Raw genomic sequence first — 14,427 nt, forward strand, 5'->3', positions numbered from 1 at the left:
GCGAACTTGGCTGCACGGGCCGCGGGGGCACCGCGATATGGGATCCGCATTGGGGCCGCGCCATGACGGCGGCGCTGTGTTCCGGCGCACGGCCCTGTTTGCCGCAGCGCTAGCCGTCCTCATGGTCCCTTTCATGACGGCACCGCAGGCCGCCCCGAACGGCCCGGTCAAGCTCGTCGCCCTGGGCGACAGCCTGACCGCCGGTTACCGGCTGCCCGCCGATGCCGCCTTCCCCACCGTCCTGGAGCGGCTGCTCAAGGCCAAGGGCGAGGACGTGACCGTGTCCAATGCCGGCGTCTCCGGCGACACCGCCACCGGTGGCCTCGACCGGGTCGACTGGTCGGTGCCCGACGGGACCGCGGGCGTGATCCTCGAACTCGGCGCCAACGACATGCTCCGCGGCACCGACCCGAAGGTGACCGAGGGTGCGCTGTCGGCGATCATCGAGCGGCTGAAGGCCCGGGGCATCCCGGTCCTGCTGGCCGGCATGCAGGCCGCGCCCAATCTCGGGCCGGACTACAAGGCGCGGTTCGACGCGATCTTTCCGGGCCTCGCCGAGCGCTACGGGCTGACCCTCTACCCGTTCTTCCTCGACGGGATCGTGGGCGACCGGGCGCAGCACCTCGATGACATGATCCACCCGAACCGGCAGGGCGTGGAGACGATCGCGGCCCGCATGCTGCCGACGGTCGATTCGTTCCTGGACCGGATCCGCCAGGCGCCGGTCCGCTGATGCCGCGCCTGTTCACAGGGCTCGCCGTGCCGCCGGCGGTTGCCGACGCCCTCAAGGGCTACCAGGGCGGGCTGCCCGGCGCCCGCTGGATCGAGCCCGGCGACTTCCACGTCACGCTGCGTTTCCTCGGGGATGTCGAGGCCACCGTCGCCGACGATGTCGTGGAGGCGCTGGCCGAGATGCGGGCGCGCCCGCTCCTGACGGTGACCCTCGACGGCCTCGGCATCTTCGGCGGCGACAGGCCGCGGGCGCTCTACGCGGCGGTGGTGGCCGATCCGGCGCTGACGGATCTCCAGGCCGAGCAGGAGCGGCTGGTGCGCCGCGCCGGGGTCGAGCCGGAACGGCGGAAGTTCACCCCGCATGTCACCCTCGCCCGGCTGCGCCGCGACGCCACGCCGGAGGCGACGGCGATGTACCTGTCGCAGGCGCCGGTCTTCGCGCCGCTGGCCTTCGCGGTTGACCGGGTGACGCTGTTCTCGGCGCGGGAATCGACCGGGGGTGGGCCGTATGTGGCGGAGGCGGACTTTCCGTTCGCGTGAGGCGGCCGCTTCAGGCCTCCCCTCATCCGGAGGTCTCTGTGGGCCCGGAAGACCTCCTTCGAGGCCCGCTTCGCGGTCACCTCAGGATCAGCTGGAGGGTTGGGCCGACCTACAGCCGCCGCAGCGCCACGCTCTCGATCCGGTGGCTCGCGCCCTTGGTGAGGATCAGGCTCGCCCGCTGCCGCGTGGGCACGATGTTCTCGCGCAGGTTCGGCAGGTTGATCGTGGTCCAGAGCCGGTCGGCGATGTCGAGCGCCTCGGTTTCCGGGATCTCGGCGTATTTCCGGAAGTAGGAGCGCGGGTCGCGGAAGGCGGTCTGGCGCAGCTTCATGAAGCGGGTGACGTACCAGCGGTGCAGGTCGTCCTCGTGGCCGTCGAGATAGATCGAGAAGTCGAAGAAGTCGGACACGAACGGGATCGCGGTGCCGTCCCGCGGCAGGCGGGCGGGCTGGAGCACGTTCAGGCCCTCGACGATCAGGATGTCGGGGCTCTCCACCACCCGCTCCTCCCCGGGCACCCGGTCGTAGACGAGGTGCGAGTAGAGCGGCGCGGTCACGCGCTTGTGGCCGGCCTTCACGTCGTGGAGGAAGCGCAGCAGCGCGGCGGTGTCGTAGCTTTCGGGAAAGCCCTTGCGCTCCATCAGGCCGTTGGCGGCGAGTTCGGCGTTGGGCAGCAGGAACCCGTCGGTGGTGACGAGGTCGACCTTCGGCGTGTTGGGCCAGCGCGCCAGCAGGGCGGTGAGGATGCGGGCCGTGGTGGACTTGCCCACCGCCACCGACCCGGCGAGCCCGATGATGTAGGGCGCCTTGGTCTCGCGCTCGGCCATCAGGAAGCGTTGCGTCGCCTTGAACAACCCCTGCGTCGCCGCGACGTAGAGGGCCAGCAGGCGCGACAGCGGCAGGTAGATCGCCACCACCTCCTCGACCGAGATCGGATCGTTGATCGATTGCAGCCGCTCCAGATCCTCCTGGTTGAGGGTGAGCGGCGTGTCGGCGCGCAGCTGCGCCCATTCCTCCCGGCTGAAGCGGCGATAGGGCGAGAGCCGGTCCGACGCGTCGAGGATCGCCTCGACCGAGCCCGGCAGCGCGGCCGCGTTCACGCGTGGCGCCTCGCGGCCTTCTCGGCGATGCCGCTCTGGGCCGTCCGGCGCTCCAGCTCGGCCATCACCGCCTCGAGCTCCACGCCGCCGGCCCGGAGCAGCACGACGAGGTGGTAGAGCACGTCGGCGGCCTCGTTCCTCAGGCCGGTCTTGTCGCCCTGCACGGCCGCGATCGCCGCCTCGACCGCCTCCTCGCCGAGCTTCTTGGCCGCCTTGGCGGGGCCCTCGGACAGGAGCTTGGCCGTGTAGGAGGTGGCCGGATCGGTCCCGGCGCGGCTCGCCACGAGGGCGGCGAGGTCGGCGAGCGTGTAGGCGGTCATGAAGCGATCTGCATGTTGCGCCGGCCCCTTATACGGATCCGGGCCGGATTTCGGCAGGAAACTGCGCCACGACCGCCCTGCGAGCAAGCGGCGCGGGTGAAGGCGGATGGGCTTTGTCCGGGACTCAGCCGTTCGGGAGGTGCCGGGCGAGCGCTTCCAGCACCGCCATGCGCACGGCGACGCCCATCTCCACCTGCTCGCGGATCAGCGACTGCGCCCCGTCGGCGACGTCCGAGGCGATCTCGACGCCGCGGTTCATCGGGCCCGGATGCATCACCAGGGCATCGGGCTTGGCGAGCGCCAGCTTCTCGGCGTCGAGGCCGAAATAGCGGAAATACTCCTTCACGGAGGGCACGAACGAACCGTTCATGCGCTCCCGCTGGAGGCGCAGCATCATCACGATGTCGCAGCCGACGAGACCCTTGCGCATGTCCGTGAAGGTCTCGACGCCGAAGCGCTCGATGCCGGCGGGCAGCAGCGTCGAGGGCGCGATCAGGCGGACCCGGGCACCCATGGCCTGGAGCAGGATGATGTTGGAGCGCGCCACCCGGGAGTGCAGGACGTCGCCGCAGATCGCCACCTGCAGGCCCTCGATCCGGCCCTTGTTGCGGCGGATGGTGAGCGCGTCGAGGAGCGCCTGGGTCGGGTGCTCGTGGGCGCCGTCGCCCGCGTTGACCACCGCGCAATCGACCTTCCGGGCGAGCAGGTGCACGGCGCCGGCCGATTCGTGGCGGACCACGATGATGTCGGGCCGCATGGCGTTCAGCGTCGCCGCGGTGTCGATCAGGGTCTCGCCCTTCTTCACCGAGGACGAGGCGACCGACATGTTCATCACGTCGGCGCCGAGCCGCTTGCCGGCGAGTTCGAAGGAGGATTGCGTCCGCGTCGAGGGCTCGAAGAACAGGTTGATCTGCGTGCGGCCCCGCAGGGTCGTGCGCTTCTTCTCCACCTGCCGCGAGAGGTCGACGGCGGATTCGGCGGCGTCGAGCAGCCCTTCGATGTCGGGCCGGGTCAGACCCTCGATGCCGAGGAGGTGCCGGTGCGGGAAGGCCGGGGGCGCGGGCGTCGTCATGATGAGGCCCGGGTGTAGGTGCGGCGCGCCCGGGGGGCAAGGCTGTTCGGCGTTCATCCCGGTTGCGTCACGCCGCCCGCTCCCGCCCTCAAGGGCTGCGGGCGACACGGATTCAAGGCCCGGGCTGTCCGTCCGTCGGCAGGATAATGCGCGGGTCCCCTCTCCCGTGCGGGAGAGGGACAGGGTGAGGGATCAGGTTTGCCCGGACGAGGCACGTTCTGAACAGGCGTCGATGGTGTGCCCTATCCTCAACCTTCTTGCCCCTCACCCCAACCCTCTCCCGCACGGGAGAGGGGGCGCGTCGCGCTCCGCCATCGACCGGGTGCCCCTATTGGCGCAGCCGTTTCCCAAGGGTGAGGCGAAGGGCGGCTGCGGCCTTTTTCCAGGCGGATGGTAACCGAACGCCCCTGCCCCACGTATTGGCCCGAACGGTCGGAAGCCGTACCGCTCCCGGCCCCGCGCCGCATGCCCGGGATCCAGACGCTTGGCCGCCTCCCCTGCCCTCGAAGCCCCCGAGACCGTCGACCGGCAGGGGCGCCGGTGGTTCTACCGCCATCCGCTGGTGATCCGTCTGGCGCACTGGATCAACGCCGCGGTGCTGCTCGTGCTGCTGATGAGCGGCCTCCAGATCTTCAACGCCCACCCCGCGCTCTACTGGGGCGCGGTCTCGACCTTCGACGACCCGGCGCTCGCCATCACGAGCGATCAGGGCCGCGACGGCAAGAGCCGCGGGGTGGTGACGGTCGGCACGCGGACCTTCGACACCACGGGCGTTCTCGGCCTGTCGCGTGAGGGCGGCACGGAGGTGGAGCGGGCCTTCCCGTCCTGGGCGACCCTGCCGGCCGACCAGGACCTCGCCACGGGCCGCCGCTGGCACTTCCTGTTCGCGTGGCTGCTGGTGATCAACGGCGCCGTCTATCTCACCTACGGCCTGTTCAGCGGCCAGCTCCGCCGTCGCCTGATTCCGGACGGGGACCAGATCCGCCACTTCGGGGCTTCCGTGAAGGAGCACCTGCTCCTGCGCTTCCCCGAGGGCACGGAGGCCAAGCGCTACAACGTCATCCAGAAGCTCACCTATCTCGTCCTGGTGCTGGGCTTTTTACCTGCGATGGTGCTCGCGGGACTCGCCATGTCGCCCGGGATGGACGCCGCCTGGCCCTGGCTCACCGAGCTGTTCGGGGGCCGGCAATCGGCGCGCAGCGTCCACTTCATCGCCGCCGGGCTCATCGTGCTGTTCGTGGTGGTCCACGTGCTGCTGGTGCTGGTCTCCGGCCTCGTCAACAACATGCGCGGCATGATCACCGGCTGGTTCAGCCTCGGCCGTGACCGGGAAGGTGCCCGATGATCCTCCACCGCCGCAAGCTCCTCACCGCCGGCGCCGGCCTGATGGGCACCGCCCTGCTCGGCGGCTGCGACAGATTCGCCGGATCCGATGCGGGCCGGCAGACCCTCCAGGTCGGCGAGGACGCCAACCAGTACGTCCAGCGCCTGCTGATGTCGCCGACGACCCTGGCCCGGGAATTCCCGGCCGCGATGATCTCGCCCTGGTTCAAGCCGAACGGCACCATCGACCCGCCGGACCGCGCCTACCGGGCCCTCGCGGCCAAGAAGTTCGCGGAGTTCAAGCTCACGGTCGACGGGCTCGTCCAGACGCCGCTGTCGCTGAGCCTCGCGGACCTGCGCGCCCTGCCGTCGCGGACCCAGATCACCCGTCACGATTGCGTGGAGGGCTGGAGCTGCATCGGGCAATGGGCCGGCGTGCCGCTCGCCGAGGTGCTGAAGCGGGCCGGGCTGAAGCCGCAGGCGCGCTACGCGGTGTTCCACTGCGCCGACACGCTGGAATATGCCGGCGGCGGCCTCGAAGGCGGCGACGGCGCCTTCCTGGGGCGCCCCGGGCATCCGGGCGCGGTGCGCGACGCCTACATCCAGCTCGCCGCCGCCGAGGATTGGGGCGGTGCGCCCACCGCCACCGACGCGCCCAAGGACGATTGGGGTCAGGGCAGCCCGGCCGCGGAGCCCGAGGATAAGCGTACGCCGATCCGCTACTACGAGAGCATCGACCTCTACGACGCCTTCAACCCGCAGACGATCCTGGCCTACGACCTCAACGGCAAGCCGCTGCCCGTCTCCAACGGCGCGCCCCTGCGCCTGCGGGTCGAGCGCCAGCTCGGCTACAAGCAGGCCAAGTACGTGATGCGCGTCGAGATGGTGGAATCGCTCAACGGCATCGGCCAGGGCGGCGGTGGCTACTGGGAGGACCGCGGCTACGAATGGTACGCGGGGATCTGAGTTTCGGCGCCGCGCCAGCCGGGGCATGCGCGACGGAGCGGCTCGCCCCCACACCGGCGGCACAGCCCGCCATTTGACATCCCGCCGCCTGTGACCCACTTGTCCCCGGCGCGCGGCCCCGGCCCGACGGCGGGCATATGTCCCACGCGAATTACGATCAGAATTCGTCCGTCGCGCTCAGGTCCCGTCAGGGGCAGAGGTCTGAATGAAAGTCGTCGTCGTCGAGTCGCCGGCCAAAGCCAAGACGATCAATAAGTATCTCGGCCGCGACTATGAAGTGATCGCCTCGTTCGGGCACATCCGCGACCTGCCGGCCAAGGACGGCTCCGTGGATCCCGAGCAGGATTTCCACATGGTCTGGGAACTGGCCGACCGCGGGGCGAGCCGGGTCTCCGAGATCGCCAAGGCGGTCAAGGGCGCCGACAAGCTGATTCTGGCCACCGACCCGGATCGCGAGGGCGAGGCGATCTCCTGGCACGTGCTGGAGGCCTTGACCGCCCGCAAGGCGCTCAAGGGCATCCCGGTCGAACGCGTCACCTTCAACGCCATCACCAAGGCCTCGGTCGAGGCGGCGATGCGCAAGCCCCGGGAGATCGACCAGGCCCTGGTCGACGCCTATCTGGCGCGCCGGGCGCTGGACTACCTCGTCGGCTTCAACCTCTCCCCGGTCCTGTGGCGCAAGCTCCCGGGCGCCCGTTCGGCGGGCCGCGTCCAGTCCGTGGCGCTGCGCCTCGTGGTCGAGCGCGAGATGGAGATCGAGCGGTTCAAGCCGCGCGAGTACTGGACGCTCATCGCCACGCTGACGACCGCCGACGGCGCGACCTTCGAGGCCCGCCTCGTCGGCGCCGACGGCAAGCGCATCCAGCGCCTCGACGTCGGCACCGGCGACGAGGCCGCCGCCTTCAAGCGCGACCTCGAACTCGCGACCTTCCAGGTGGCGAGCGTCGAGGCGAAGCCCGCCAAGCGCCACCCGCAGCCGCCCTTCACCACCTCGACCCTGCAGCAGGAGGCCTCGCGCAAGCTCGGGATGGCGCCGGCCCAGACCATGCGGGTCGCCCAGCGCCTCTACGAGGGCGTCGATATCGGCGGCGAGACCGTCGGCATCATCACCTACATGCGGACCGACGGCGTCGACATGGCGCCGGAGGCGATCCAGGACGCCCGCCGGGTGATCGGCAAGGAGTTCGGCGACCGCTACGTGCCGGACGTGCCGCGCAAGTACAGCGTCAAGGCCAAGAACGCCCAGGAGGCCCACGAGGCGGTGCGGCCCACCGACATGAGCCGCCTGCCCAAGATGGTGGCGCGCCACCTCGAGCCCGAGCAGGCCCGGCTCTACGATCTCATCTGGACCCGCACCATGGCGAGCCAGATGGAATCGGCCGAGCTGGAGCGGACCACCGTGGATGTCACGGCGAAGGTCGGCCCCCGCCAGATCGACCTGCGCGCCACCGGCCAGGTGGTGAAGTTCGACGGCTTCCTGACCCTCTACCAGGAGGGCAAGGACGACGAGGAGGACGAGGAGAGCCGCCGCCTGCCGCCCATGAAGGCCGGCGACCCGCTCACCCGCGAGCGGATCAGCTCGACCCAGCACTTCACCGAGCCGCCGCCGCGCTATTCCGAGGCGAGCCTCGTGAAGCGCATGGAGGAACTCGGCATCGGCCGCCCGTCGACCTACGCGGCGGTGCTCCAGACGCTGCGCGACCGCGAATACGTCAAGATCGAGAAGAAGCGGCTGCAGCCGGAGGACAAGGGGCGGCTCGTCACGGGCTTCCTGGAGAGCTTCTTCCGGCGCTACGTCGAGTACGATTTCACCGCCGACCTCGAGGAGCAGCTCGACCGCGTCTCCAATGCCGAGATCGACTGGCGGGCGGTGCTGCGCGACTTCTGGCGCGATTTCTCCGCGGCGATCGGCGAGACCAAGGAGCTGCGCGTCACCGACGTGCTGGAGGCGCTGAACGGCCTCCTCGGGCCGCACATCTTCCCCGACAAGGGCGACGGCTCGAACCCGCGCACCTGCACGGTCTGCGGGACCGGACAATTGTCGCTGAAGCTCGGCAAGTTCGGCGCCTTCATCGGCTGCTCGAACTATCCCGAGTGCAAGTACACCCGCCAGCTCTCGGCCTCGGGCGTCGAGGGCGAGGGGGACGGCTCCTCGGCCGAGGGCGGCCAGCCGGGCGTCCGGGTGCTGGGCGACGATCCCGCCACCGGCCTGCCGGTGACGCTGCGCGACGGCCGATTCGGGCCGTTCCTGCAGCTCGGTGAGGCCTCCACCGAGAAGGGGGCGGAGAAGCCGAAGCGTTCCTCCCTGCCGAAGGGGCTGAGTCCCTCGGCGGTCGACCTGCAGAAGGCGCTGGCCCTGCTGGCGCTGCCCCGCGAGGTGGCGCGCCACCCCGAGACCGGCGAGCCGATCCTGGCCAATCTCGGCCGGTTCGGGCCCTACGTGCAGCATGGGAAGACCTACGCCAATCTCGGCAAGGACGACGACGTGCTGGAGATCGGCGGCAACCGCGCCATCGACCTGATCGTCGCCAAGGAGCAGGGCGGCGGCCGCGGTCGTCCGGCTGCCGATCCCGGCCGCCCGCTCGGCACGGACGCGGCGAGCGGGCGCGACCTCGTGGTGAAGGCCGGCAAGTACGGCCCCTACGTCACCGACGGCGAGGTGAACGCCACGCTGCCGAAGACCATGAGCGCCGAGGCGCTGACGCTCGACGAGGGGATCGCCCTGGTCAACGCCAAGCGTGCCTCGGGCGGCGGCAAGCCGGCGAAACGGGGCGCTGTCCGAAAGACCGCGACGCGCGCGGCGAGCGGCGCCAAGCCGGCGGCCAAGAAGACGGCAGCGAAGAAGCCCGCCGCCAAGAAGACCGCGGCCAAGAAGACGGGCGCCGGCTGACGCAGACAGGTCCAGGCGGCCTTCACCCGCTCGCCGGGTGCCAGGCGCGTCAGCCGCGCCGGTCCGTGTCCAGAGCGGGCACGCGGTCCTGCGCTGCTCTCCCGGCGGCGGTGGGGGACAGGGGCAGACCGACGCGGAGAACGGGATGCACGTCCCGGTTTCCGGGTCCGGCCGCCCGGTTCAGACGAGGTAGGTGATGGTTGCCGCGAGCGCCGTCGCGAAGGTCGCCAGCGCGATCGTGGTGGAATTCATGAGCGCCCGGCCGGGCGGCACGCCGGCCGCGTCGTCGTCGCAGCCGAAGGCGGCGCCGGCCGCGTGCTCGAAGCGGATCAACGTGAGGCGGCGGGCCTCGATCGCGGCATCGCTCATGGGCTGCGGCTCCCTGACCACGGTCAAGATTTATCTCGGCCGTCAACGTCGATCGTCCCGGTCTGTTCCGGCGGCGGCCTGCGGAGGTCGAACAGGCTGGTCACGGGAAAGCCTTAACCCATCGTTGTGCAACGTCGTGATGACGGGCCGCCTGGCCCCCTCGGGGATCGGGGCGGTTCCGGCCCTCGCTCGCGGCGCCGCAGCATGCGATGGTGCGGCCGCGTCGCCTGGGGGCGAGCGGTTTTGATGTTTACGTTTTGTTCCGCTATCATGCGGGGATGAAGGCGCATGCTCCACGACCCAAGACCCGTCTGCGCGAATCCGAGCCGGCCGATGCGCCGCGCCCGCGGAGGCCGCGCGTGAGCGATCCGGCCCGCGACCTGTTCGGACCGGGCGGCAAGGCGGCCGCCTCGACAGCTCCGTCTCGCGCGCCGGAGCCGCGACGGCGGCTGGACGCCACGGCCTCCGTGACGGCGCTCGCAGCGGCCGAGCCCGATTCCGGCTACACCGCCTCCGACATCGAGGTGCTGGAGGGGCTGGAGCCGGTCCGGCGCCGCCCCGGCATGTATATCGGCGGCACCGACGAGCGGGCGCTGCACCACCTCTTCGCCGAGGTGATCGACAACTCCATGGACGAGGCGGTGGCCGGCCATGCCAGCTTCATCGAGGTGGAGCTGGAGGAGACCGGTGCCCTCGTGGTCACCGACAACGGCCGCGGCATCCCGGTCGACCCGCATCCGAAATTTCCCGGCAAGTCGGCGCTCGAGGTCATCATGACCACGCTGCATGCCGGCGGTAAGTTCGACTCGAAGGTCTACGAGACCTCGGGCGGCCTGCACGGCGTCGGCATCTCGGTGGTGAACGCGCTCTCCGACCTCCTCGAGGTCGAGGTGGCGCGCAACCAGACCCTGTATCGCCAGACCTTCTCGCGGGGCCACGCGCAGGGCGCGCTGGAGCTGATCGGCCGGGTGCAGAACCGGCGCGGCACCCGGGTCCGCTTCCACCCGGACGCGCAGATCTTCGGCTCGCTGAAATTCGACCCGCGCCGCCTGTTCAAGATGGCGCGTTCGAAGGCCTATCTGTTCGGCGGCGTCGAGATCCGCTGGCGCTGCGCCCCCGCCCTCCTCGAGGGGCTGGAGGGCGTACCTGCGGAAGCCGTGCACCGCTTCCCCGACGGCCTGCGCGACTATCTCGCCCGCGACATCGACGGCAAGGAGCTGGTCACCGACGCGATGTTCTCCGGCAAGATCACCAAGCCGGGCTCGCACGGGTCGCTGGAATGGGCGGTGGCCTGGATGGTCGCCGAGGACGGGTTCTCGCATTCCTACTGCAACACCATCCCGACGCCCGAGGGCGGCACCCACGAGGCCGGCCTGCGGGTCGCCCTGCTCCGGGGCCTGCGCGAGCACGCCGAGCGCGTGAACCAGGCCAAGCGCATGACCGCGGTGACCACCGACGACGTCATGGCGACCTGCGCGTCCATGCTCTCGGTCTTCATCCGCGAGCCCGAGTTCCAGGGCCAGACCAAGGACAAGCTCGCCACCGTAGAGGCCCAGCGCATCGTCGAGACGGCGGTGCGCGACGCCTTCGACCATTGGCTCGCCGCCTCCCCGGCCCAGGCCAACAAGCTGCTCGACTGGGTGATCGACCGGGCCGAGGAGCGCCTGCGCCGCCGCCAGGAGAAGGAGGTCGCCCGCAAGAGCGCCACCCGCAAGCTCCGCCTGCCCGGCAAGCTCGCCGATTGCTCGGCCGCCGGCACCGCGGGCTCGGAGATCTTCATCGTCGAGGGCGATTCGGCCGGCGGCTCCGCCAAGCAGGCCCGCGACCGGGCGACCCAGGCGATCCTCCCCTTGCGCGGCAAGATCCTCAACGTCGCCTCTGCGAGCCGGGACAAGCTCGGCGCCAACCAGCTGATCTCCGACCTCACCCTGGCGCTCGGCTGCGGCACCGGCGCGGCCTTCCGCGAGGCCGACCTGCGCTACGACAAGGTGATCATCATGACGGACGCCGACGTCGACGGCGCCCACATCGCCTCGTTGCTGATCACCTTCTTCTACCGCCAGATGCCCAAGCTCATCGACCGCGGGCATCTCTACCTCGCGATCCCGCCGCTCTACCGGCTGCAGCAGGGCTCCAAGGTGGCCTATGCCCGGGACGACGCCGACCGGGAGCGGATCATCAAGACGGTGTTCAAGGCCGGCAAGGTCGAGATCGGGCGGTTCAAGGGCCTGGGCGAGATGATGCCGGCCCAGCTCAAGGAGACCACCATGGACCCGAAGAAGCGCACGTTGCTGCGCGTCGCGGTCCTGGACGAGGCCCGGGAATCGACCGGCGACACGGTCGAGCGGCTGATGGGCAACAAGCCCGAGGCCCGCTTCGCCTTCATCAGCGAGCGCGCGGCCTTCGCCGAGGGGGCCGACCTCGACATCTGAACCGTCGCGCCGACGCGGTTTCCACCGCGTCGGCCGACCGGACCGTCAGGGCTTGGTAACCGCCTTGGCCGGGTCGAAGGGCTGGGCCGCCGACACCGTGTCGGTGCTCATGTTGAGGACCGCCGAGAACCGCTCGCCTCCCGGCCGCAGCACCAGGGCACCAGGCTCCACGGCGATCACCTTGCTGCCCAGGCCGAGGAAGCCGCCGACATCGATCACAACGGCCTTGAGGGTCCCACCATCGGTGATCAGCAGGTCGTCGATCTTGCCGACGCTGTCGCCTGCCGCGTTGCGCACCGTCACGCCGATCATCTTGGAGGCCAGGAAGGCCACAGGCTTGAGCCCCTGGCGCTTGGCGGCGTCCTCGGCATTCGCCGCCGCCATCAGCCGCCCGACGCCCTGGCCGTCCGTCGAGGTCCCCGGCCCCGTGCCCGGCAGGACCGTATCCTTGCCGATCACGGAGGCATCCTGCGCACGTGCAGGCGCTCCCGCCAGAGCCAGGGCTGCGAGCGACAGGAGAAGGATTCGGCTTCGCATGGCTGATCGCTCCGGTGCGCCCGGACCCGTCGCGGTTCCCGTCCCGGTCCCCGCTCGGTCCCCATGAGGCGCCGCGGTCTCAATCGCGGGCGGCACGCGCGGTTCCGGCGCTCCCTGTCGCACCCGACCCGTCCGGTGGCCCGACCCTGAAACGCGAAAGGGCCCGGCCTTGCGGCCGAGCCCTTCCGTTGCGCGGAGCCGGTCGAGCCGGCTCCGACGTTCGATCTTAGTACGAGCCGAACTTGTAGTTCAGGCCGGCGCGGACGACGGCGAACTCGGTCTTGGCGGCGGCGCCGTTGAGGTAGGCGGTGCCGTTCGGGGGCAGGAGGTTGCCGTAGAAGACGCCGCCGGCGGAGTTCTTCTGGCGGTCGAGGCTGACGTACAGGCCTTCGACCTTCAGGGTGACGGCCGAGGAGCGGAAGAAGTTCAGGAAGGAGTCGGTGGGCAGGGCGTACTCGACGCCGCCGCCGGCGGCCCAGCCGGTGCGGAAGCTGTCGCGGAAGCGGTTGCCGGAGAAGTTCTGGTCGTCCTGGCCGGATCCGTAGGCGAAGCCGCCGGTGCCGTACACGAGGGTGCGGTCGAAGGCGTAGCCGAGGCGGCCGCGGACGGTGCCGAAGTAGTCGAGGCCGTTGCCGCTGGTGGCGACGAAGGCGGGGGGGTTGGAGAAGGCGACGCCGGGGAAGCCCAGGAAGCTGTAGTTCTGGGTGGCGTTGGCGCGGCGGGCGAAGTCGACATACTGGGCGTCGGCCTCGAAGCCGATCACCACGCCCGAGCCCGGCGTGAACTGGTAGTTGTAGCCGATCTGGGCGCCGCCCGAGAAGCCGTCGTTGTTGTTGCGGTTGTTGACGCTGACGACGCCCGAGGTGCCGGGGGAGTTGATCAGCGAGCCGCCCGGCAGGGCGTAGCTGGTGGTGTTGCGGCTGTTGGCGTCGAAGCCGTAGCCGGCGTTCACACCGACGTAGAAGCCGGTCCAGGTGAACACCGGCACCGGCGTGAACACCGGCGGCGGCGCAGCGCGGCGCGGCAGGTCGGCGGCGGACGCCGTTGCGGTCAAGCCGGCGAGGACGGTGGATGCGAGGAGAAGCTTCTTCATGGTGGTGTCGGTCCTGGGGTTAGCTTGAGCCGGCAGCCTTCTAGGCGCTCTCGGATGGCGGGTCTGTCGCTTTCCTGCAACAAGCATCCTCAGACTAGGGACATCCCGTCAACGAAAGATGAAGACTAACCGACCGTCTCCCAAGCAGCCGGCTCGCTTGCCCGTCGAGACTGTACGCGGACAGCTGAAAAGGCTCGGAAGACTAGCTGTGTTGCGCGACGTGCATATTCGGGCACGCCTCAGCGGGTGCCGTGATAGCGTCCGACGTCTCGCCGGTTGCATGCAGGGCGGCCGTTTTATTCCGGCACAACTTTGGCGAGAGGGTGCGCGCGGTCGTAAGCGATCGGTTAACCGTATCCGCCGATGGTCCGTCGCTGCGGGCGGGCCGATCTTCTCGAGAGCCCGCGACCGGCTTCCTGCCGGCTCCCGCGTCGCGGCCGGCCGCCTCGCCCGGCGGAGACAGCCGTCCATCCATGATCAGCCACGACGAACGGAGCCGGAGAACCTTCGGCAGGCGCCGGACTCCGGAGGGGATGGCCGCTCTTCCGGGGAGCCTTCCCGGCCCGGCATCGCATCCTGCGCGGCCGAGGCGGGCCGCCGGGCCCCTGCCCTGGACCTTGCGCATGGCGGGACTCGTCGGGCTCCTCACGGTGGTTGCCGCCTATCAGCTCGCGCGGCTCAGCCGGCCCGATGCGGCACCGACGGCCGCCGCGGTCGCCGCCGTGGCGGGACCGGCCCATCCGGGGATCGCGGACCCGCAGACGACCGGCGCTCTCGCGGCATCGGAATTCGCCCGGTCCACCCGCCTGGATCCCTGCCTCGTGCCCGCATCCGACCGTCTCCGGCCCTGATCGAGGCCCGTTTTGGCGCCCGATCCCCTGTGCGTCGGCGGGCGCCATCACCATTGCGAGATTGACAAGTCGCGCCAGGGCCCTAACTGACATGCGTGATGCGCCCCGCGGCCCCGGGAGCGCCCGATCGCCCCGCGCGAGCCTTTCCCAGCCGTTGCCGCGACGGTGTCCTTCGCGCCGGCCGGGCGCGCAACGGTTCCTGA

13 protein-coding genes are annotated in these 14,427 nt (G+C 70.4%); 7 read left to right on the plus strand and 6 right to left on the minus strand.

The annotated features are described in order from the left end of the window. Positions 1-37 precede the first annotated feature (37 nt). Positions 38-733 (plus strand): arylesterase, encoded by a 696-nt coding sequence (locus ABC766_RS04030; RefSeq protein ID WP_427902315.1) that lies wholly within the window; start codon positions 38-40, stop codon positions 731-733. Continuing rightward, the gene (gene thpR / locus ABC766_RS04035) at positions 733-1,272 is read left to right on the plus strand and encodes an RNA 2',3'-cyclic phosphodiesterase (protein WP_345821208.1); all 540 of its coding nucleotides are present in this window, start codon (positions 733-735) and stop codon (positions 1,270-1,272) included. Before ABC766_RS04030 ends, thpR begins: the two co-directional genes overlap by 1 nt. Before the next feature lie 109 nt (positions 1,273-1,381). On the opposite strand, the gene coaA is transcribed toward thpR, so the two are convergent. The 3 genes from coaA to ABC766_RS04050 form a co-directional block, all read right to left on the minus strand. Next, a complete protein-coding gene (coaA, locus tag ABC766_RS04040) occupies positions 1,382-2,371 on the minus strand; it encodes a type I pantothenate kinase (protein ID WP_043356784.1) in 990 nt (329 codons plus the stop codon). Then, a complete protein-coding gene (locus tag ABC766_RS04045) occupies positions 2,368-2,691 on the minus strand; it encodes a phosphoribosyl-ATP diphosphatase (RefSeq protein ID WP_043356782.1) in 324 nt (107 codons plus the stop codon). The genes coaA and ABC766_RS04045 overlap by 4 nt, the downstream gene beginning before the upstream one ends. 124 nt (positions 2,692-2,815) lie before the next feature. Further along, positions 2,816-3,763, minus strand: a complete 948-nt coding sequence (locus ABC766_RS04050; RefSeq protein WP_043356791.1) for an aspartate carbamoyltransferase catalytic subunit — start codon at positions 3,761-3,763, stop codon at positions 2,816-2,818. A 484-nt stretch (positions 3,764-4,247) separates the two neighbouring features. Between ABC766_RS04050 and ABC766_RS04055 the strand changes: the two genes are divergently transcribed. From ABC766_RS04055 to topA, 3 genes are all read left to right on the plus strand, one after another. Continuing rightward, positions 4,248-5,108 carry a cytochrome b/b6 domain-containing protein gene (locus tag ABC766_RS04055; RefSeq protein ID WP_345821209.1) on the plus strand — a complete coding sequence of 287 codons (861 nt, stop codon included), beginning with the start codon at positions 4,248-4,250 and terminating at the stop codon, positions 5,106-5,108. Next, entirely contained in the window at positions 5,105-6,052 is a 948-nt protein-coding gene (locus ABC766_RS04060) for a molybdopterin-dependent oxidoreductase (protein ID WP_274929028.1), read from the plus strand. The genes ABC766_RS04055 and ABC766_RS04060 overlap by 4 nt, the downstream gene beginning before the upstream one ends. Before the next feature lie 205 nt (positions 6,053-6,257). Beyond that, the gene (topA, locus tag ABC766_RS04065; RefSeq protein WP_043387664.1) at positions 6,258-8,942 is read left to right on the plus strand and encodes a type I DNA topoisomerase; all 2,685 of its coding nucleotides are present in this window, start codon (positions 6,258-6,260) and stop codon (positions 8,940-8,942) included. A gap of 180 nt (positions 8,943-9,122) precedes the next feature. Here the strand turns inward: topA and ABC766_RS04070 are convergent, their stop codons facing one another. Further along, positions 9,123-9,311 carry a hypothetical protein gene (locus tag ABC766_RS04070; protein WP_043349406.1) on the minus strand — a complete coding sequence of 63 codons (189 nt, stop codon included), beginning with the start codon at positions 9,309-9,311 and terminating at the stop codon, positions 9,123-9,125. Between the two features lie 359 nt (positions 9,312-9,670). Between ABC766_RS04070 and parE the strand changes: the two genes are divergently transcribed. Further along, on the plus strand, positions 9,671-11,743 hold the full coding sequence (gene parE / locus ABC766_RS04075; protein ID WP_043349421.1) for a DNA topoisomerase IV subunit B: 2,073 nt from the start codon (positions 9,671-9,673) through the stop codon (positions 11,741-11,743). Positions 11,744-11,788: 45 nt separating this feature from the next. Here the strand turns inward: parE and ABC766_RS04080 are convergent, their stop codons facing one another. Then, positions 11,789-12,280 (minus strand): PRC-barrel domain-containing protein, encoded by a 492-nt coding sequence (locus tag ABC766_RS04080; RefSeq protein WP_043349409.1) that lies wholly within the window; start codon positions 12,278-12,280, stop codon positions 11,789-11,791. 226 nt (positions 12,281-12,506) lie between these two features. Continuing rightward, positions 12,507-13,373: an outer membrane protein gene (locus tag ABC766_RS04085; protein ID WP_043349412.1), complete on the minus strand. Its 867-nt coding sequence runs from the start codon at positions 13,371-13,373 to the stop codon at positions 12,507-12,509. Positions 13,374-13,996: 623 nt separating this feature from the next. Here ABC766_RS04085 and ABC766_RS04090 point away from each other — a divergent pair. After that, entirely contained in the window at positions 13,997-14,224 is a 228-nt protein-coding gene (locus ABC766_RS04090) for a hypothetical protein (RefSeq protein WP_236952872.1), read from the plus strand. Positions 14,225-14,427 lie beyond the last annotated feature (203 nt).

Source organism: Methylobacterium fujisawaense (genome assembly GCF_039619325.1).
Taxonomy (GTDB): domain Bacteria; phylum Pseudomonadota; class Alphaproteobacteria; order Rhizobiales; family Beijerinckiaceae; genus Methylobacterium; species Methylobacterium fujisawaense.